Annotated in this window: 15 protein-coding genes; 2 read left to right on the top strand and 13 right to left on the bottom strand. The window is 58.4% G+C overall.

The features are described 5' to 3' along the window. Window positions 1–16 precede the first annotated feature (16 nt). The 3 genes from BUB60_RS04420 to BUB60_RS04410 all read right to left on the bottom strand — a co-directional run bounded on the left by BUB60_RS04420 (window position 17) and on the right by BUB60_RS04410 (window position 4,546). Window positions 17–1,192 carry an AlbA family DNA-binding domain-containing protein gene (locus tag BUB60_RS04420; RefSeq protein ID WP_073076450.1) on the bottom strand — a complete coding sequence of 392 codons (1,176 nt, stop codon included), beginning with the start codon at window positions 1,190–1,192 and terminating at the stop codon, window positions 17–19. A 69-nt stretch (window positions 1,193–1,261) separates the two neighbouring features. After that, entirely contained in the window at window positions 1,262–3,076 is a 1,815-nt protein-coding gene (locus tag BUB60_RS04415; RefSeq protein WP_073076449.1) for an ABC transporter ATP-binding protein, read from the bottom strand. A 201-nt stretch (window positions 3,077–3,277) separates the two neighbouring features. After that, window positions 3,278–4,546: a hypothetical protein gene (locus BUB60_RS04410; RefSeq protein WP_073076448.1), complete on the bottom strand. Its 1,269-nt coding sequence runs from the start codon at window positions 4,544–4,546 to the stop codon at window positions 3,278–3,280. A gap of 113 nt (window positions 4,547–4,659) precedes the next feature. On the opposite strand from BUB60_RS04410, the gene BUB60_RS04405 reads away from it, so the two are divergent. After that, the gene (locus tag BUB60_RS04405; RefSeq protein WP_341444131.1) at window positions 4,660–5,394 is read left to right on the top strand and encodes a MerR family transcriptional regulator; all 735 of its coding nucleotides are present in this window, start codon (window positions 4,660–4,662) and stop codon (window positions 5,392–5,394) included. Window positions 5,395–5,515: 121 nt separating this feature from the next. Here BUB60_RS04405 and BUB60_RS04400 read toward each other — a convergent pair whose 3' ends face one another. From BUB60_RS04400 to pyrH, 8 genes are all read right to left on the bottom strand, one after another. Continuing rightward, on the bottom strand, window positions 5,516–9,505 hold the full coding sequence (locus BUB60_RS04400; RefSeq protein ID WP_242941151.1) for a PolC-type DNA polymerase III: 3,990 nt from the start codon (window positions 9,503–9,505) through the stop codon (window positions 5,516–5,518). A 27-nt stretch (window positions 9,506–9,532) separates the two neighbouring features. Next, the gene (ispG, locus tag BUB60_RS04395; RefSeq protein ID WP_073076446.1) at window positions 9,533–10,585 is read right to left on the bottom strand and encodes a flavodoxin-dependent (E)-4-hydroxy-3-methylbut-2-enyl-diphosphate synthase; all 1,053 of its coding nucleotides are present in this window, start codon (window positions 10,583–10,585) and stop codon (window positions 9,533–9,535) included. After that, window positions 10,578–11,639, bottom strand: coding sequence for a M50 family metallopeptidase (locus tag BUB60_RS04390; RefSeq protein WP_242941150.1), 1,062 nt, complete (start codon window positions 11,637–11,639; stop codon window positions 10,578–10,580). The genes ispG and BUB60_RS04390 overlap by 8 nt, the downstream gene beginning before the upstream one ends. A 31-nt stretch (window positions 11,640–11,670) precedes the next feature. Further along, window positions 11,671–12,822, bottom strand: a complete 1,152-nt coding sequence (locus tag BUB60_RS04385; RefSeq protein WP_073076444.1) for a 1-deoxy-D-xylulose-5-phosphate reductoisomerase — start codon at window positions 12,820–12,822, stop codon at window positions 11,671–11,673. A gap of 339 nt (window positions 12,823–13,161) precedes the next feature. Beyond that, window positions 13,162–13,980, bottom strand: a complete 819-nt coding sequence (locus BUB60_RS04380; protein WP_073076443.1) for a phosphatidate cytidylyltransferase — start codon at window positions 13,978–13,980, stop codon at window positions 13,162–13,164. After that, window positions 13,977–14,729: an isoprenyl transferase gene (locus tag BUB60_RS04375; RefSeq protein ID WP_073076442.1), complete on the bottom strand. Its 753-nt coding sequence runs from the start codon at window positions 14,727–14,729 to the stop codon at window positions 13,977–13,979. Before BUB60_RS04375 ends, BUB60_RS04380 begins: the two co-directional genes overlap by 4 nt. A 262-nt stretch (window positions 14,730–14,991) precedes the next feature. Then, complete coding sequence (frr, locus tag BUB60_RS04370) at window positions 14,992–15,546, bottom strand: ribosome recycling factor (protein WP_073076441.1); 555 nt, start codon at window positions 15,544–15,546, stop codon at window positions 14,992–14,994. 26 nt (window positions 15,547–15,572) lie between these two features. After that, complete coding sequence (gene pyrH / locus BUB60_RS04365) at window positions 15,573–16,292, bottom strand: UMP kinase (RefSeq protein ID WP_073076440.1); 720 nt, start codon at window positions 16,290–16,292, stop codon at window positions 15,573–15,575. A gap of 177 nt (window positions 16,293–16,469) precedes the next feature. Between pyrH and BUB60_RS04360 the strand changes: the two genes are divergently transcribed. Further along, window positions 16,470–17,867, top strand: coding sequence for an MATE family efflux transporter (locus tag BUB60_RS04360; RefSeq protein WP_073076439.1), 1,398 nt, complete (start codon window positions 16,470–16,472; stop codon window positions 17,865–17,867). A gap of 154 nt (window positions 17,868–18,021) precedes the next feature. On the opposite strand, the gene BUB60_RS04355 is transcribed toward BUB60_RS04360, so the two are convergent. Continuing rightward, window positions 18,022–18,813, bottom strand: a complete 792-nt coding sequence (locus BUB60_RS04355) for a M23 family metallopeptidase (RefSeq protein ID WP_242941149.1) — start codon at window positions 18,811–18,813, stop codon at window positions 18,022–18,024. A 191-nt stretch (window positions 18,814–19,004) separates the two neighbouring features. Continuing rightward, window positions 19,005–20,663: a glutamine--tRNA ligase/YqeY domain fusion protein gene (locus BUB60_RS04350; RefSeq protein WP_073076438.1), complete on the bottom strand. Its 1,659-nt coding sequence runs from the start codon at window positions 20,661–20,663 to the stop codon at window positions 19,005–19,007. Between the last annotated feature and the right edge of the window lie 90 nt (window positions 20,664–20,753).

The following is a 20,753-nucleotide window of genomic DNA, read 5'->3' as shown; positions in this document are numbered from 1 at the left end:
GGCGGGCAGGAGGAAATTAACCGCGGGAGCGGGTCTCCACCGCGTGGAAGTTATTGATCCCGATAAGATAGCCGAATTCATCCAAGAGCGCGTCGATGTCGGCCTGAACCGCGTCCGCGCTTTTTTCGCCGATCCGGACGGCGAGCGTCCTGAGGCGGGCCCGGTCGATGGTGGCGGACAGCCGCGGGCTGACCGAGGCGAGGTAGCCGCCGGCGTTTTCAATGCTCAGCACCGTGGAAAACGGCTCGTTCATGCCGATTGTTTCGTAATATCCGATAACGGCGCTCACAAGGCCGGGGATCACGCCGCACATCAAATCCGCCCTGAAATGCGGCGCCGCGATGGCGCCGCGCCCCTCGCTGAAGCTCCTGTTGGACGCCAGCTCCACGATGCCGTTCCAGAACAGCTGGATGTGGGACATTTTGCCGCCGCCGGCGCTGAATTTGACGAGGCCGTCCATATTGATCTTTGACTGCGCCGCCTTGAACAGCCTGCCGGCCTCGGTGCCCTCAAGCCCGAAGAGCGCGTCGGAGTTTTCAAAGTAATTTTTGATGGGGTATCGCTTCTCGTGTCCGGAAATCGAGGACAGGGGCATAAAATGCAGCGCCAGAAAGGGGCTGCCGTGGTACTGGATGTACAGCGGGTTGTTCGGCTCCTTAAGAAAAGACAGCCGCGCGTCGATCATCTGCCCCAGCTTGTCTTTCTGCGCGTTTGTCCGGAGGAACATCTCCTCGATGACGAGATAGCTCATCACCTCGTTCCCGGCGTTGCCCCGAATCCAGAAGCGGCCCTCGTTCCGGACCCGGTACGGCTTGTCGTAGCCCTCGAAGACATGGATGATCAGGACGCATTTGTTGTTTTCCATCGGGATCAGGTGCGACTCATAGGCCGGGCGGGAGGGCTCGATGCTGGAGGACAGGGCGTTGCTGATGCCGAGATTGAAGCTGTCGATGCCCACATTCTCGATGCCGGCCACGGCGGTGGCCAGCCCGTCGTCCTCGTCGATGCCCATGAACAAATAGCCGCCCTGGGCGTTGGCAAACGCGCAGACGTCCTTTTTAAAGCCCTCGTCCCGGGCCTTGAACTCCCGCTTGTAGTCGATCGTCGACGACTCCCGCCATTGCTCGTCGCCGATGAGGGTCATAATATCGTCGATTGTCCATTCGTTCAGGGATTTGTCGTTAATTTGCATCGGCTTCATCCTTACAGCGTCATATCAGGTGTCTGATCGCTTTATTAATATGCCGGTCCGCCGGATATATTAATCGGCCGCCTCATACATGGCGCCGAACTGCTTGTCGTACAGCTCCTTATAGACCCCGCCGGCCTGCAGCAGCTCGTGATGGCTGCCGCGCTCGGCGATGCGGCCGTCCTTGACGACAAAGATGACGTCCGCCGAGACGATGGTGGACAGGCGATGGGCGATGACGAGGCTGGTGCGGGATTTCAAAAGCGGCTCCACCGCCTGCTGTATGAGCGACTCCGAATTGGAGTCCAGGGACGAGGTGGCCTCGTCGAAAATGACGATGCCGGGGTTTTTCAAAAGCGTTCTCGCGATGGAAATGCGCTGCTTTTCGCCGCCGGAGAGCTTGATGCCCCGGTCCCCGACCGCGGTGTCATAGCCGTCGGGGAGGGCGGCGATGAAATCGTGGATATTGGCCGTCCTGCAGGCGGAGACAAGCTCCTCCTCCGTGGCGTCGGGCTTTGCCAGCAGGAGATTTTCCCGGATGGACGCGTTGAACAGGTATGTGTCCTGCGTCACCATGCCGATCTGGCCGCGCAGCGACGTGAGCGTCATATCCCGCACGTCGGTGCCGTCGATCAGCACCGCGCCCTCCGTGACGTCGTAAAGCCGCGGGACGAGGTAGGTGATCGTCGTTTTGCCCGCGCCGCTGGGGCCCACAAACGCCGCCATCTGCCCCGGCACGATTTCAAAGGTGATGTCGCTGAGCACGGCGGATTTTTCGTTATAGGAAAAACCGACGCCCTCAAACCTGATAAAGCCCTTGATCCCGCGCACGTCGACGGCATCGGGCTTTTCACTGATCTCGCTCTTGAGGTCGAAATACTGGAAAATGCGCTCGAAGAGCGCCATGGACCGCACCACGTCCACATGGATGTTGGCAAAGGTGTTCACCGGCCCGTACAGCCGGCCTAGCAGCGTCACAAACATCACGATGCCGCCGATGGTGACGGTCTGGTACTTGATCAGGATAAGGCCGCCGAAAAGGTAAATGAGCATGGGGCCCAGGGCCACAAAGGTCTGCAGCGTCATGAAAAACCAGCGCCCTACCACGGCCTCCCGGATGCCCAGCTGCGTGACCTCCTCGTTGATCTTTTCAAATTCCCGGCTTTTATCCTTCTCCCGGGTGAAGAGCTTTATCAGCAGCGTCCCGCTCACGTTCAGGGTCTCGGTGATGAGCGTCGTCAGCTCCGCCAGCTTTGACTGGGTCTCGCCCGCGATCTTCCAGCGCGTTTTCCCCACCTTCCTGGTGGGGGCCAGGAACAGCGGCAGTGTCAAAAGGCTGATGAGGGCCAGCATCCAGTTCGTATAAAAGAGGGTCGCCGTCGTGGTGGCGAAGATGAACACGCCCTGGACGATCTGGATGAGCGTGCCTGAAAAAATGCTCTCGATGCCGCCGATGTCGTTATTGATCCTGGAATTGATCTCTCCCGCCTTGACGTTGGAAAAGAACTTCAGGGACATGTCCTGCATATGGCTGAACATCTCCGAGCGCAGGTCCCGGATGATCCGCTTGGAGATCAGCGTGTTCAGATAGCTCTGGCCGACGGTGACGAGGTTGAGGACCACCAGCGTGCCAAAGGTCAGCAGGATATAATAAACCAGCAGCCGGATGTCCCTGTTCGGCAGCGCGATATCGATGATGTCCTTCGTCAGCAGCGGGGACACGACGCCCAGGGCGGAGGTGACGACGATCGCGGCCAGCATGACGATAAGGAGCTTCCAGTACGGCCTGAAATAGGACAGTATCCTGAGCAGCAGCGCCTTTGTGATTTTGGGCTTCTCCGGGGTGTCCCCGCTGAAGTGGACGCCCCTGTAATGTGGGATTGCCATAAATCCGTCTCTTTTCCGAGCGTTGAAATCGGTAGCTCTTAAAATTCTGCTACCTGTATTTTAACGCAAATAAAGAGTAGTGACAATCGCTTTGTTTTATAAGACGTTTTGTTCATGGCAGCAGAAATGCCGATAGAGCCGCAGGCTTCTAACCGGCGGCTTTGTTTGAATGACGTCACATCGCTTAAAACCCGTCAGGCATCATACCGGTGCCGCATCGTCAAGCGCCCGATCCATTTGCGCCAAAAACTCCTGGATTTTTTCGTGATCCGTGCTGTCGCCGTACAGGTTGACGGCAAGGGTCATTTTATCGCCGAAGCTGCTGAGGGACAGCTGAAAATGCGGCCGGTATTTTATGGAGCCGGTAATATAGGCGTTATCGATTTCGGCGCCGTCGAAAACCAGGCGTCCGGCGTCGATGACGCCGATATTTGTGATGCAGATATTGGGGTTGCGCAAGTGCTTCTCAAGCAGCTTATAGGCCTTGCCGCGTCCGCTGATTTTGAACAGCGTATAGAGCTTTACAAATGAATTGAGTCCAAAGCTGCGGCCTTTCATGGCGGCGGTCTCACCGGCGACCTTTTTTAAGGTTTCGAGAAAAGTCTCGCCCGGACTGGCAGCGATACGCAGTATCTCTGTCGACGCCAGATTTGCCAAAGCGCTGAAGCTCTTGTCTTCTAAATAACGGCGCATGTCGATCATGAGCGGTACGCTGAGTGTTTTTCCCTGCAGGCCCGGTATGGAAGAAAGCACGCGAAAATAAGCGGTGAGGATCACATCATTCACCGTGGCGTTGTTTTGCTTGCTGAAGGCGATGATATCACGGAGCTTTTCGGGGGTTAGCGCATGGGTGCAGATAAAAGGCTGCACACATCTCCCATCTGATAAGGGGAACGTATCGTCGCCGGACGAATTGTTATCCTTGCCGCGGAAAAAAAGAATCCCAAGCCTGTCTTGAAGCCGGAGCCCGGTAAGTACCTTATTGTAGCTCCTGATTCCGTCAATTACAAAGTCCGGCTTATACGCCGGGTCTTTAATAAGGCCGGAATATATCTGAGACAGCAGACAGGCACACTCTTTCATGCCGGCCCCGTCGGTGACCATGTGGTTCATAACAATCGACAGCGCATCGCTTTTTCCGAAGAGGAGACAGCCCTTGATTTGCGGTCCGGCCGTTTCACTTGTTTTAGAAAAAGTAAACGCATCAAATGCCTTGGCATTGTCGACGACGGAGAATAAATCGGGATAACGATGCTCGCTCGTATCCTCCCAGTATGAATTTCCGCCGTGGTCTCTGTAAACTCTCGACAGGATAGGCACGGCGTCAATCAGCAGCCGGAAAGCCTTCTCCATAATGGCTGCGTTCACTTTGTTTTTATACTTGATAACGCAGTGCAGCTGATGGTCGTTAAAGCCCGTCGTATCAAACAAATATTGTACCAGGTCAAAAATTTCTGCCGAATGCTTCATATAGGGTCTCTCCTGTATAAATGTAAGAAGTATTACTTGATACACCATACTAAACAAGAGGCAGTGTGTCAATGCGTTGACATGTAAAAAGTAATAGTTTATACTTTTAACGGATGGTGATTTGTATGGAGGATACTCAAAACCGAAAGAAGATACCAATGCGTGAGCTGGAAAAACTGACGAATTTAACGCGTGCCACAATTAATTTTTATATTAAGGAAGGCTTGCTGCCGCCCCCGGAGAAATCTGCGAAGAACATGGCCTATTATGATGAGGCGTTTATTGAAAAGCTGCGGTTTATCGAAAAAATGCGGAAATCCGAATTTACCCTCAATCAGATCAAGCGGCTCATCCGCTACGATCCCAACACTGTCAACGAATTCGGCCTTCAGATTCTGGAGTCGGTTAACAGACTGCTGCCCCTTGAAGGCGCTGAAGCGCCTGTGACCAAAACGCAGATTAAAGATATCGGGTTCAACGATGAGGACCTTGAAACGCTGATTAAAATGCGGATCATTATATCGGAAGATAAAAATGATACGCAGTTTCCTGCCTACAGCCTGACTGTGTGCCGGTTTGTGAAGTACTTCCTGGACCTTGGAATTCCCATCGCCGTCGCAAAGGATATTCTGGGAAAGCTCAAGGAGCTGGCCGACCTTGAAAAAAACGCGTTTATCAATTACATCAGGAGCCCCATGCTGGACAGCAACGTACCCCAGGATGCCCAGAAAACAGAGGTCCGGAAGTGCATCGAAAATATCAGCGGTCTCCTGCCGATCCTGCATCTTCAGTTTATCAAGCTGCCCAATGAGGATTTTCGGAGATTCGATGATGAAGCCTGTCGATAAAGCCCGAAGGGCTTTATCCCACGCGGCGGAAGTTCTGCGAAGCTTTTATCTCGAAAATGGTTTGTCTACAAACTGAAAAGAGAGGGTAACCCCTCTCTTTTTTGATCCGATCATTATGTACCTAGAACAGCGTCAGCTGGCTCGTTTCCGGCATCGCGGCCAGGGCCCCGAGATTTTTCATCTGCTCGATGTGCGTCTTGGACACCTTCGGGCAGCTCATGGAAAATTCCTCGATGGAGATGAACTGCCGGCCGTCGCGGTTTGCCACGATGTCCCGCGCCGCCGTCTCGCCCAGGCCGCTGATGGCCACGAAGGGCGGACGCAGGAGCCCGTCGGGGGTGACCTTAAAACGCACCGCGTCGGACTCATAAAGGTCGATCTCGGCAAATTCAAAGCCGCGCATGTAAAACTCGTAGCACGCCTCCAGCGTTGTGAGAAGGTCCTCCTCCTTGGCCGTGGCGCCCGGATTGTTTCTGATCTCGCGGATTTTCGCCAGAACCACGTCGATGCCGCGGGTCATGGACTCGGCGTCAAAGCCGTCCTTCTGGCTGCGGCGGTAGAAATACGCGCTGTAAAACGCCAGCGGCTCATGGACCTTGAACCACGCGATGCGGAAGGCCATCGTCACGTAGGCCACGGCATGGGCCTTCGGGAAGAGGTATTTGATCTTTTTGCAGGAGGTTATGTACCATTCCGGCACGCCGGCGGCGGCCATTTTTTCCTCGGCGCCCTCCGGCAGCCCCCGTCCCTTGCGGACGCTTTCCATGATCTTGAAGGCGGCCTTTTCCTCCATGCCCTTTGATATGAGGTACAGCATGATATCGTCGCGGCAGCCGATGGTTTCGCTGATGGTGGCCGTACCGCTTAAGATGATGTCCTTGGCGTTGCCCAGCCACACGTCCGTGCCGTGGGAGAAGCCCGACAGGCGCACCAGCGTATCGAATTTGTCCGGCTGCGTGTCATTGAGCATCTGGCGCGTAAAGCCCGTGCCGAATTCCGGGATGCCGATGGAGCCCGTCTCGCCGATGATCTCGTCCCCGCGGGCAAGCCGCAGCGGCTCCGGTGATTTGAAGATCGCCATGGTGTCCGGGTCGTCCAGAGGGATCTCCTTGGCGTTGACGCCCGTGAGGTCCTCCAGCATGCGGATCATCGTGGGGTCATCGTGGCCCAGCTCGTCCAGCTTTAGGAGGTTGTCCTCCATGCAGTGATATTCAAAGTGGGTGGTGACGATGCCGGTGTCGCTGTCGTCCGCCGGGTGCTGGGCCGGGCAGAAGTCGGTGATCTCCATGTCCTGGGGAATGACCACTAGGCCGCCGGGGTGCTGCCCCGTGGTGCGCTTGACGCCGACGCAGCCCTGCGCCAGCCGGTTTTCCTCGGCGCGGGGCACCTTGCGGCCGACGCTTTCAAGATATTTTTTCACGTAGCCGAACGCCGTCTTCTCGGCCACGGTGCCGATGGTCCCGGCCCTGAACACGTGGTCGGAGCCGAACAGCTCGTTGGTATATTTATGGGCGTTCGCCTGATATTCGCCGGAGAAGTTCAGGTCGATATCGGGCACCTTGTCGCCGCCGAAGCCCAAAAACGTCTCGAACGGAATGTCGAATCCGTCCTTGAAATACAGTTCCCCGCAGACGGGGCAGTTATCATCGGGCATGTCCGCGCCGCAGCCGTAGCCCTTCCCCGCCTGAAAGTCGGAGTGCCCGCATTTTTTGCACCGGTAATGGGCCGGCAGCGCGTTGACCTCCGTGATGCCGGACATGTACGCCACGATGGACGAGCCGACGCTGCCCCGGGAGCCGACGAGATAGCCATGGGCCAGGGAGTCGGCCACGAGCTTCTGGGCGCTCATGTAGATGACGTCGTAGTGGCGCATCAGGATGTCGTTCAGCTCCGTCTCCACGCGCTTTGTGACGAGCTCCGGCGGCTCCGGGCCGTAGAGCTCGTGCATGCGGTCGTAAACGAGCTTTTTGAGGTCCTCGGCGCTGTTCTCGATCTTCGGGGCGTACAGTGTCTTGGCCGGCGGCAGCGGCCGCACCACGTCACAGAGCTCCGCGATAGCCCGCGTGTTCTTCACCACGACCTCATACGCCGTCTCTTTCCCGAGATAGGCAAATTCCTCGAGCATCTCGTCTGTGGAGCGGAAGTAAAGCGGCAGCGCCCTGTCCGCGTCCTCAAAGCCCTTTGATGTCAGAAGGATGTGCCGGTAAATCTCCTCGTGCGGGTCCATGAAGTGAACGTCGCATGTGGCGACCACGGGCTTTTGGAGTTCCCGTCCCAGCTCGATGATCCGCCTGTTGAAGTTGCGCAGGTCCTCGGTGTTTTTCGCCTTCGGGTGCTCGCCGAACAGCATAAAGTTGTTGTTGCTGATCGGCTGGATCTCCAGGTAATCGTAAAAATCGGCCAGCCGCCGCTGCTCCAGGCGGCTGTGTCCCTCCACAACGGCGTTGAATACCTCGCCGGCCTCGCAGGCCGAGCCGATCAGTATTCCCTCCCGGAGGGCCTGGAGCTCGCTTTTCGGGATGATCGGGTATCTGTTGAAGTGGTCCAGGTGGCTCTTCGTGATGAGCTTGTACATATTTTTAACGCCGGCCTGGGTCCGCGCCAGCAGGATGATATGCTTCGGCTTGAAGCGGCCCTTCTTGACGCCGGCCCGGGAGCGGGTGATAAAGCCGTTGATATCGGCGATATCGGTCACGCCGTTTTTCCTGAGGCGCTCGAACAGCTTCATCAGCACAAGGCCCGCCGTCACCGCGTCGTCGGACGCCCTGTGGTGGTTGAATTCCGGCAGGGAGAAGAAGTCCGCCAGGGTGTTGAGCCGGTGGCTTTTCAGGTCGGGCAGCAGCGCCCGCGCCGCGGCGAGCGTGTCGATGTACCGGGGTTCAAAATCGATGCCGTACCGACCGCAGGCCTCGTAAATAAAGCCGATGTCAAAGCTCGCGTTGTGCGCGCAGAGTGTTCTGCCCCCGGCAAACCCTAAAAAGGCGCGCACGGCCTCCTCCTGGGACGGCGCCCCCTTCACGTCGGCGTCGGTGATGCCGGTCAGTTGGGTGATGTTGGGCGGGATATGCATGCCCGGGTCGGCAAACGTCTGGAACCTGTCGATCTCCTTGCCGTCCTTCATGACGACGGCGCCGATTTCCGTGATGGTGTCCGACTGGGACTTAAGGCCCGTCGTCTCGATATCGAAGACGACGATCTCGTCCTCAAAGCCGCCGGCGCAGTCGCCGAACACCGCCAGCTTGTCGTCCACATCGTTGATATAATAGCCCTCCACGCCGTAGAGCACCTTGATTTTGTCGCCGGCGGCCTTCATGGCGTCGGGGAACGACTGGACCACGCCGTGGTCTGTGATGGCGATGGCCGGATGGCCCCACTCGATGGCCCGGCGGACGACGTCCCCCGTATCGGTAACGGCGTCCATGGCGGACATTTTTGTATGTAAGTGCAGCTCCACGCGCTTTTCCTCCGCCGTGTCGAGGCGCGGCTCCTTTTCCGCGCGTACGATGCCGGTGGGCTCCAGCGTGAGCTCCCCGTCGAATCTGTTGAAGCCGAGATTGCCGGAGACCGTCAGGACCATGCCCTTTTTGATTTTAGCGATGATATCTCCGGCATTTTCCTCCGTCATGAACTTCGATACGTGCACCGAGCCGGTGTAGTCCGTGATATCGAAATTCATGACCCAGGCGTTGCGCTTTGTGATCTCCCTGGGCTGGGCGTCAAAGACTTCGCCCCGTACCGTCACCTTTCCCAGCTCCAGCGTGACCTTGTCCATGGGCGTGATGCTGCCCCGCGCTTCCCGGCCGTAGATGACGGGGTTTTCAGAGGGCTTTCTGTCGGCCCGCCGCTCCGCCCGCCTGTCGCTTTCCGCGCTCCTGGGGTAAACCGGCAGGACGGAGACGGCGTTAAGGCCGAATTCCGCTTTGATGCCCTGCTCGATCATCGCGATGTCGATCGGCGCGATGGGCTGCGGCAGCAGCAGCGTGAGCTTCATTGCCAATTTGGTCTTGTCCACCGTGGCGGAGACGACAAAAGAGTTTTCCAGGGTGCCGGAAAGCGTGTCCCGGCAGCAGGAAAACATCTCGAAAAAAGGTATATGATTCTGCCCGCTCAAATAATAACTCCCTTTCGAAGCTTCGGATCATTTCTCTGAATAAGACTCTCCGATCAGTTTGAAAAGCTCGTCCACCAGCGCGGCCATCGGCACCTTTCTGACGATCTCGCCGCGCCTGAAGAGGACGCCTTCCCCATCCCCGCCGGCGATGCCGAAATCGGCGCGGCGCGCCTCGCCCGGCCCGTTGACCGCGCAGCCCATCACGGCCACGGTGATCGGCCTGTCCATTCCGGCCAGGCGCTTTTCCACTTCCTCGGCGATGGGGATGAGGTCGATTTTTGTGCGCCCGCAGGTGGGGCATGAAATGAGGTCGGCGCCGCTTTCCCGGAGGCCCAGGGCCTTTAAGATCGCGATGCCGGCCTTGACCTCGCGCTCCGGCAGGGCCGTCAATGACACGCGGATCGTGTCGCCGATGCCCTCGGCCAAAAGCGCGCCGATGCCCACGGAGGACTTTATAATGCCCATGTACTCCGTGCCCGCCTCGGTGACGCCCAGGTGCAGCGGATAATCGGTGGCCTGGCTCAAAAGCCGGTAGGAGTCGATGGTCAGGGCCACCTCGGAGGATTTGACCGAGATGCAGATATCGTCAAAATCGAATCTGTTGAGGAGCCGGACGTGGCGCATGGCGCTCTCCAGGAGCGCCTCCGGCGTGACGCCGCCGAACCGGGCCAGAATGTCTCTTTCCAGGCTCCCGCCGTTGACGCCGATGCGGATGGGTATGCCTTTTTGGCGGCAGATATCCGTCACGGCGCGCACATTTTCCTCGGCGCCGATGTTGCCGGGATTGATGCGGATCTTGTCGGCGCCGGCCTCCGCCGCGGCCACCGCCAGCCGGTAATCGAAGTGTATGTCGGCCACGATGGGCACAGAAACCTCTTTTTTTATCGCCTCAATGGCATGAGCCGCCGCCATATCCGGGACGGCAAAGCGCACGATGTCGCACCCGGCCGCCGCAAGGCGCCGCGTCTGGGCCGCCGTGGCGGCCACGTCGCTCGTTTTTGTATTCGTCATGGACTGGACGGTGACCGGCGCGCCGCCGCCGATCAAAACGCCCCCCACGCTCAGCTGTTTTTTAGCCATGGACGAGTTTCAACACGTCGCTGACCAGCACGACGCACATCAGCCCGATGAGCAGGAAGAAGCCCGCCGTGTGGATATACCCCTCGTATTTCGGGTCCACGCGCCGCCGGCTGATTTTCTCCACGAAAAACGTGACGATCAGGAAGAATATCCGCCCGCCGTCCAATGCGGGGATCGGCAGGAGGTTCATCACCGCCAAGTTCACGGCCACCAGCGCGCTGATAGAGGCGATATTCGCCAGCGCGGCCCAAAAGGCCTGCCCTTCCGCCGCCTGGTTCATGACGGAGACGATGCCCACCGGCCCGGAGACCTGGTTGAGGCCGACGGCGCCCGTGAAGAGCATGGTCAGGCTGACGCGAACGAGCCGGACGTAATTTAAGGTGGTATATGTGGCGTACTTGATTTTTTCGCCTGCCGTCGGCTGGATGCCGTTGAAGGAGATGCCGTAGCGCATCGTTTTAACGCCGTCATCCGTATACTCGCGCTTTTGGAGCGGGAAGTCGGTCAAAGTGACCTCCTTGCCGTCCCGTTGGACGGTGAGGTCCACCGGCTTGCCGCTGGCCAGCTCCATGAACACGGAAAAGTCATTGACATAATAAAGACGCTCGCCGTTGACGGACATAAGCTTATCGCCCACCATCAGCCCGTTCTGGCCCTGGAGGGAAGTCGGGAAACCGTCCGCCAGCTGCGTGACGGTCGTGCCGGTAAAGCCGCCCATCTGCGATACAAGAATGAAAACGACGACCGCGCCGAATACAAAGTTCATAAACGCGCCGGCCACGAGGATGATGACCCGCTTCCAGCGCCGCTGGGCCGTAAAGGACCGGGGGTCCGGCGTCTCCTCGTCCTCGCCCTCCATCAGGCAGCTGCCGCCGAAGGGGAAGGCGCGCAGGGAATAAAGCGTTTCCTTGCCCTGCTTTTTCAGCAGCCTGGGGCCCATGCCGATGGAGAACTCCAGAACCTTGACGCCGAAGGCCTTGGCCGCGGCGAAGTGGCCCAGCTCATGCACCGCGATAAGTATGCCGAAAACAATGATCGCAATAATAATATACAATAGTATCCCGCCCTTTCCGACAGGGTGTCAGTTATTTATGATATAAGCCCGCGACAAACCCTCTGGCCTCCAGGTCGGCGGCCAAAATATCGTCAATCGACGGCGCTTCGATATTTCTTATCCTGTCCAGCGCGGCGGCAACACATTCGTAAATCGCGCTGAAAGCAATTTTCTCCTCCAGGAAGAGGGACACCGCCGCCTCGTTGGCCGCGTTCATAACGGCGCAGGCCGTGCCGGGGATTTCCGCCGTGTCCAGCGCCAGTTTCAGGCACCGGAAAACGTCAAGGTCCGGCGCTTCAAACGTCAGCGGGCCGATTTTTGTAAAGTCCAGCGGCGCCGTCAGCGACGGGCGGCGCTCCGGATACGTCAGCGCGTACTGGATCGGCAGGCGCATGTCCGGCACGGACAGCTGCGCGATCACGGCGCTGTCGCAGAACTCCACCATGGAGTGGACGATGCTCTGCGGGTGGACGAGGATTTCGATCTGGTCCGGCGCTGCGCCGTAAAGGTGCATCGCCTCGATGAACTCCAGGCCCTTGTTCATCAGCGTGGCGGAATCCACGGTGATCTTTTTCCCCATGGACCAGTTGGGGTGGCTCAGCGCTTCATTGAGCGTGATATGTTCAAGCTCGGCCCGCGTTTTCCCCCGGAAAGGGCCGCCGGAGGCCGTCAGCAGGATTTTTTTAAACGCCTTGCCGGGGTTCCCCCGCAGGCACTGGAAAATCGCCGAATGCTCCGAATCGACAGGCAGTATCTCCGCCCGCCGCGCCTTCGCCAGGCGCATCACATGCGCCCCCGCGCAGACGAGGGTCTCCTTGTTGGCCAGGGCGATGCACTTGCCGGCCTCAATAGCCGCCAGCGTGGGAGGTAAGCCGACGGTGCCGACCACGGCCGTCACGACAATGTCGGCATCCGTGCCCGCGGCGGCCTCGATCAGGCCCTCCGGCCCGGAGGCGACCCTTATCGGCGTGTCCCGGAGCCGGGTCTTCATGTCCCGGGCCGCGTCCTCGTCGTAGACAGCCACGAGGCCGGGCGCGTATTTTCTGGCCTGTGCCTCCAAAAGCCCCGTGCTGCGGTTGGTGCTCAGGGCGCGGATATCAAGGCCGTTCAGGTCCGCGACCTCCAGCGTCTGGCGGCCGACGGAGCCCGTGGAGCCCAGGAGCGAAATTTTCTTTTTTTCCACGAAATTTACCTCGAACCAAGCGATGCCTTGACCGCCTCGGTCTATACTATTCCTGTACCGTTGTTTTAAATACGGAAAGTTTTTTGTAAAAATCTGCTTCTCCGTCCATTATACCGTGATAATTGTGAACAAATCAAGCACGGCGGGAGCAAGCCCCCGCCATACGGTGCCCCCCTGTCATTCCCGCGAAGGCGGGAATCCATGCGCAAGCATAACAATATAGATTCCCGCCTTCGCGGGAATGACAAAGGGAGTTGGGAATGACAAGGGGAAATCAGGGACGACAATGGACAAGCGGGAGCAAGCCCCCGCCATACGGCATTATCGTTGAGCACCAGACTAAAACGCGGGGAATAAAACCACGAGCAGATAAAGGACCGGCGCGGCGAAAATCATGCTGTCAAACCGGTCCAGCACGCCGCCGTGGCCGGGGATCAGGTTGCCGTAATCCTTGATGGAAAACTCCCGCTTGACGAGAGAGAACGCCAGATCGCCCAGCTCCGTCACAACGCCGCCGACGAGGCCGTAGGCCGCCAGCGCCCAAAAGCTGACGTTCAGCCCCGCTGCCAGGTGCAGGATCACGCCGTAGACGACCATGGCCGCAACGCCCGTCAGTATCCCGCCGATGCAGCCCTCCGCGGTTTTCTTGGGGCTGACATTCGGGAAGGGATGATGCTTTCCGAAAAATACGCCGGTGAAATAAGCGCCGCCGTCGGTGATGAAGGCGATGATAAACGGGATCAGCACAAAATACCGGCCGTTTTCAAAGAGCTTGAGGCTCACGATCGCGGACAGAAAATACGGGATGACAGCCCCGCCGAACACGGCGGCCGTCAGCTGGACGAGCGTGATCTTACGGTCCGTCTTGTAGGACAATACAGCGTCCCCGAACACGACGGCCAGCAGCAAAAACAAAACGGCGCGGAAAATGAGGTCTTCCGGGCCGAGCTGCACGGCGAAGGGGATGGCCACGGCGGAAACGGCGGCATAGACGCACAGCCGCCTGACGCCGGCGGAACCGGTCGCCCGGAAAAGCTCATACGAGCCGACCGCCGCGATGGCGGAAATCAGTATCGTCACCGAAATGGCCGGCAGGAAGAACAGTATCACGAAAAGCAGCGGCACGCAAACGACGGCGACGATAATTCTCGTTTTCATTTTCCCTGTCCTTTCACGCCGCCGTACCGGCGGTCCCTGCTTTGATAGGCGATGATCGCGCGGTCCATTTCCCGTTCGCTGAAGTCGGGCCACAGCACATCCGTAAAATAAAATTCCGAATACGCCGCCTGCCACAGGAGAAAGTTGGACAGCCGCATCTCGCCGCTGGGCCGGATGATAAGGTCCGGGTCCGGCAGCCCCGTTGAGAACATATAGCCGGAAAATTTCTCCTCTGTGAGCGCGGCGCCCTTTTCCTTGTAGTCTTGGGCATAAGCGCGGGCGGCGCGCAAAATTTCGTCTCTCCCGCCGTAGTTGACGCACATGTTGACCTGTACGCCCTCGAACTTGTCGGAGATCCGCTCCGTTTCGGCAATGAGCCTCTGCAGCTTTGCCGACAGGAAGGTGGTATCGCCGAAAAACTTCATTTTCACCCGGTCGCGCTCCATCGTGGCGATGGCCTCGTGCAGATATTTCTCCAGGATGTCCATGATCGCCGACACCTCGTCGGCGGGGCGCTTCCAGTTCTCCGTGGAAAAAGCGAAAACCGTCAGATATTCTATGCCGATATTCTTGCAGTAGGTCGCCACGCGCCGGAAGGTTTCCGCCCCCACGGCATGCCCCGCCTGCCGCGGCAGTCCTCTTTTTTTAGCCCACCGTCCGTTCCCGTCCATAATCACCGCAATATGGCGGGGGAGCCGCGTCATATCCAGCCTCCCCGCCTGCAATTCTTTTTTTCCGAATAGTTTCATAGACCTCGAGCGGATATACCGCCTAATACAGCACCCAAAAGCTAAACCGCCGCACCCACACCGCACCAGGCCGCCAGGCCGAGTCAAGAACCGATTAAAACAGAATCGCTTTAGACCTGACATGGCTGCACAATCTAAATGCTTCGGAGTGAGGGTTTCCAAAGGGGGAGGCGGCTTTGTAAAAAGCCTCCCCCTTTGGCGCATCTTTTGGTTACTTTTCTGTGCGAGCAGAAAAGTGACTCCCCGAAGGGCGTCCCCTTAATTAAACCTCGTACAGCTCTTTTTCCTTCTTCTCGGCAATCTTGTCGATTTCCTTCGTATAATCGTCCGTCATCTTCTGAAGGTCCTTCTCGATATCCTTCAAATCGTCCTCGGTGATCTCGGATTTCTTTTTCTGCGCCTTGAACACTTCCATCGCGTCCCGGCGGATATTGCGAATGGCCACCTTCGCCTCTTCGCTGTATTTGCTGACCTGCTTGACCAGCTCCTTGCGCCGCTCCTCCGTCAGCTGCGGAAACAGGAGCCGGACGACTCTGCCGTCGTTTGTGGGATTGATCCCCAGGTCGGAGGTCTGGAGCGCCTTGTCGATCTCCCTGAGGCTGGAGGCGTCCCAGGGCTGGATCACCAGCGTCCGCGGGTCCGGCGACGAGACGGAAGCGATCTGCTGGATCGGCGTGGGAGCGCCGTAGTATTCCACCCTGATGTGGTCGAGAACAGAGGCGTTGGCGCGCCCGGCGCGCACGGAGGTGAACTGCGAATGCAATACTTCAACCGTTTTCTTCATTTTATTTTCATATTCAGCGTACATGGCGTTCATGGCTATACCTCCTGATGTATTGATGATCAGCCGACAATCGTGCCGATTTTTTCACCCGTGATGACGCGTAGAATGTTTTCAGGGTCCTTGAGCGCAAAGAGGATGACCGGGATATGATTGTCCATGGAAAGAGACGTTGCCGTTGAATCCATCACCGTCAGCTTCTGAGCCAGCACCTCGTCATACGAGATGGTGTCGTACTTGACGGCGTTGGGGTCGAGCTTCGGGTCGGCGCTGTAAACGCCGTCGATATTCTTGGCCAGCAGGATAACGTCGGCTTCGATCTCGGCGGCGCGTAGAACGGCGGCTGTATCGGTAGAAAAATACGGGCATCCTGTGCCGCAGCCAAAGATGACCACGCGCCCGTTTTTCAGGTGCTTATCCGCCTTGAGCCGGATATACGGCTCGGCGACGGCCTTGATCTCAAGGGCGGTCTGGACCCGGACGGAGACGTCCATCTGCTCGAGCACGTCGGCCAGGGCCAGGCAGTTCATCACGGTGGCCATCATGCCCATATGGTCGGCGCGCGTGCGCTCGATCTTGCCGCCGCCGTCCTTCGTGCCGCGCCAGAAGTTGCCGCCGCCGACGACGATGCCGATCTCCACGCCCATTTCAACGCATTTTTTTATAACATGGCAGACGCTCTTTATCACATCAAAATCAAGCCCGAAATGCTTATCGCCAGACAGCGCCTCACCGCTGATCTTAAGCAACACGCGCTTGAAAACAGGTTTGTCAACAGCCATTTATGCACCTCCAAGAAGCTTTTCCCATGTATTTTAAACTATTTGCGGTAAAATTGGAAGAGCAAACTTTCAATATTATTCCCCGCGCCTCTTGTTGACATTGAATACGCCTGTTGCTACCATAAGATGGTGCGAGAAAAAGGCGTCGCGCTTCATAATACTGAATTCGGAGGCGTTATGGTTCAAAACGACTATCTGCTCCGGGGCGGCATCGCGGGCGCCCTTGTCCGGTTTGCCGTTCCCGTGCTCCTGTCCAGTCTCCTGCAGGTGTTCTACTCGGCCATCGATCTCCTCATCGTCGGGAAATTTGCCACCACGGCCGACATGTCGGCCGTGGCCGTCAGCAGCGGCGTCATGACGACGGTAACGCTGGGCGTGGCCGGCCTCACAACGGGCCTGACGGTGCTCATCGGCCAGTTTGTCGGCGGGGGGAACCAGGGGAATATCAAGCGCATCGTCGGCTCGTCGGTCGTCTTTTTCGCCGCCCTGTCGGCGGTGTTGACCATCCTGCTGGCCTTCTTGAGCGGCCCGATCGTGACAGCCATGAAAACGCCGGCGGAGGCCGTTCTGCCGGCCTGGCAATTCCTCTTCATCTGCTCCTTCGGCACCGTGTTCATCGTCGGCTACAACGTGGTGAGCAGCGCCTTCCGGGGCCTCGGGAATTCAAAGACGCCGCTGATTTTCGTGGCGGCCGCCTGCGGCGTCAACGTCGTTTTGGATTTGATTTTTATCATAGGGCTGGGCATGGGCGCCGCCGGCGCGGCGCTGGCCACGGTAACGGCCCAGGCGTCGAGTCTTCTGTTCTCCGTCCTTTATATCAAAAAACGGAAGGACACGGGCCTTCGCATAGGCCGCGCGGACCTGCGGCCGGATTTCAGGCTGCTTTGGAGCATGATCAAAATCGGCGGTCCCATCGCGCTGCAGGAGGTGCTCGTCAACTTCTCCTTCGTGCTCATTACCGCCGTTGTGAATGGAATGGGCCTGTACGCCTCGGCGGCCGCCGGGACCGTTGAAAAGATTATGAGCTTTCTGTCGATGCCGACGCTGGCTGTGTCCATGGCCGTGGCCACCATGTCCGCGCACAACTTCGGTGCCCTGCAGTATGACCGCGCCCGGAAGTGTCTCTGGACAGGGATCGGCCTGTCCCTCCTTTTTGCCGCCGTGTTCACCGCCTTTTGCTGGGCGCAGAGTACGGCCCTGCCATCGATCTTCAGCAAGGACCCGGAGGTCGTGCGCGAGGCGTCGCTTTACCTTAAAACCTACGTTCTCGACAGTCTTGGCATCGCCTTCGTCTTCAACTTCAACGGCTATTTTTCCAGCTGCAACAAGTCCCTTTTCTCCATGGCCCATTCGCTTTTGACGACGCTTCTGATCAGGATTCCCTTTGTACTCATCGCGGGCGGCATGGCCGGCGTGACGCTGTCGACCATCGGCTGCGCCGCCCCGCTGACGTCGCTGGGCTCGCTGATCCTGTGCCTCATCTACTTTATGAGCCTCCGGCGGAAGCTGGGGGACGGCGCCGGCGCGCCGGTACCGGCGGCGGTGAGCGACGGCGGCCCGGATGCCGCGCCGTAATAAGACGCTGTCATCCTGAGCGGCGGCGAAGGAGCTTTTGCGGCCAGGGCCGTATTGCGTAAGCTCCTTCGTCACATTGCTTCTCAGAATGACAGCTTTGTTCAGGTATCAGTTCGCGCCATATTCAGTTGGCTTCTTTAAAACCGCTGTGCCCTTACTTCTTGGGCAGATAGCTGGCGGGGTCGACCGGCTGGTCGTCCTTCGTTATGGCAAAGTGGAGATGCGACGCCTGGCTTGTTTCGCCCAGGGCCGTGTCGCCCACGGCGCCGATCACGGAGCCCATTTCGACCTTGTCGCCCTCGCTGACGACGGGGGTCTTTGCCAGATTGGCGTAGATGCTCTTCAGGCCGTTCCCGTGGTCGATGACGACGGTCGTGCCAAGAAGATCGTCCGCGTAGACGTCGGTGACCGTACCGTCGGCTGCGGCCATGACCTTGGCCCCGATGGCCGCCGAGATGTCCATGCCGTTGTGGGTCCGCCAATCGCCCATGGTCTGGTTGTAGACGAGCTCATCCTGCGAGAAAACAACGGAGATGTCTCCGACGACCGGCCAGACAAAGCTTGTCGCCTTGGCCATCGCCGCGGCGGACTTGCCCGCGTTGTTGTCGGTTTTGCCCGTCGTGGGCGCGGCGCTCGCGCTCGGCTTTGCCGAGGCGGACGGCGCGGCGGACGGCGAAGCGGACGGCTTTGCCGAGACCTCCGGCTTCTTCTCCAGCGTGTCGATGGCGGAATCACCGGGGTCGCCGGTGACGGGCGCGATGACCTGCTGGCTGCTTTGCGGGCTGGCGATGCTGTTCGTGTCCGTCTTATCGACCTTGTTCCCCGTAAAGAGCAGGATCCACGCCGAGACGCCGATCACTGCCGTGCAGACGAAAAGGACGACGTAAAAGCCCTTGCCCGCGAGAAAATCGCCTATTCTTTTTGAAAATGCCTTTTTATCCTTCACACCGAATCCTCCTGTTATTGTCGTTTGATTTATACCAACGCGGCGATAAGTATGGTATAACGATAAAAAAACGTGTCTGCCGCTATTTTTGACGGCAGACACGCTGTTTAAACCATATTCAGGAATTTTTTTGAGATATTTTGTTTCGGGGATGGATTCCCGCCTTCGCGGGAATGACATGGGGGCGGCTATTACGGCTTGAAGCTGTCCTTCAGGGGCACGGACCTGTTGAAAACGAGCTGCCCCGGCTTTGAGTCCCGGCTGTCCGCGGTGAAGTAACCCAGGCGCAAAAACTGAAAGGTGTCGGGGGATTTGGCGGATTCCAGGGAGCGCTCGGCCTTGCAGCCGGTGAGCGTTTCCAGAGAATTCGGGTTCAGGCATGTAATAAAGTCCTTGTCGCCGCCGTCGGGGTCCGGGTCGGAAAACAGATTGTCGTAGATGCGCACCTCGGCGTCCAGCGCGTTGGCCGCGTCCACCCAGTGGATGGTGCCGCGCACCTTGCGGCCGTCCGGCGTGTTGCCGCCCCTTGTCAAAGGGTCGTATTCCGCCAGCACCTCGGTGACGGCGCCGCTGTCGTCCGTCGTATAGCCGGTGCATTTGACGATATAGGCCGACTTCAGGCGCACCTCGTTACCGACAAACAGCCTGTTGTATTTTTTCGGCGGCTCGGCCATAAAGTCATCCTGCTCGATCCAGAGGTGTTTGGAAAAGGTGATGCGCCGGGTACCCGCCGCTTCGTCCTCGGGATTGTTCTCGATCTCGAATTCCTCGCTCTGCCCGGCCGGGTAATTGGTGATCGTGAGCTTTACCGGGCGCAGCACGGCCATGGCGCGGCGGGCGGTCAGGTTCAGGTCCTCCCGGAGGCAGTGCTCCAAAAAGCCGTATTCGACGGTGCTGGAGACCTTCGCCACGCCGATCCTGTCGCAGAAATTGCGCACGGCGGCCGGCGTGTAGCCCCGGCGGCGCAGGCCGCAGAGCGTGGGCATGCGCGGGTCGTCCCAGCCGGAGACGTAGCCCTCCTCCACAAGGCGCCTGAGCTTGCGCTTAGACATGACGGTATAGTTGATGCCAAGGCGGGCAAACTCAATCTGGCGGGGGTTCGACGGCACGTCGGTATTCTCGATGACCCAGTCGTACAGCGGCCGGTGGTCCTCATATTCCAAAGAGCACAGCGAATGGGTGATGCCCTCCAAAGCGTCCTGGATCGGGTGTGCAAAATCGTACATGGGGTAGATGCACCATTTGTCACCCTGGCGGTGGTGGTGGGCGTAGCGGATGCGGTACAGCACCGGGTCGCGCATGTTGAAGTTGCCGCTGGCCAGGTCGATCTTCGCCCGGAGCGTCATCTCCCCTTCCTTGAACTCCCCGCTTCTCATGCGCTGAAACAGGTCAAGGCTCTCCTCGACCGGCCGGTCCCTGTACGGACTCGTGGCCGGCACGCCCACGTCGCCGCGGCGCTCCTTGAATTCCTCCGGCGACAGCTGGCACACATACGCCAGGCCCTTTTTAATGAGGCCCACAGCCAGCTCGTATGTCTTTTCAAAATAATCGCTGCCGTAATAAAACCGGTCGCCCCACGTAAAGCCGAGCCACCGGATGTCCTCCTGGATCGCGTCGACGAATTCCTCGTCTTCCTTGGCGGGATTCGTGTCGTCCATGCGGAGGTTGCAGAGCCCGCCGAAACGCTCAGCGGAGCCGAAATCGATCGTCAGGGCCTTGCAGTGGCCGATGTGGAGGTAACCGTTCGGCTCGGGCGGAAAACGCGTGTGCACCGTTTTCCCCTCAAAACGCCCGCCGGGGGCGAGGTCTTCCTCAATAAAGGCGTGGATAAAGTTTTTTGTCTCTTCCATGGCGCTTCAACTCCAATAACTCCAATAGCATCTTAAAATGTTATTATAAACGAATAGAGTAGAAATTACAATTCTTACATGGTAAAATGT

The sequence above is a fragment of the Sporobacter termitidis DSM 10068 genome (assembly GCF_900130065.1).
Taxonomy (GTDB): Bacteria; Bacillota; Clostridia; order Oscillospirales; family Oscillospiraceae; genus Sporobacter; species Sporobacter termitidis.
The sequence above is the reverse complement of the archived record's forward strand: the minus strand, read 5'-3'. Positions and strand labels throughout refer to the sequence as shown.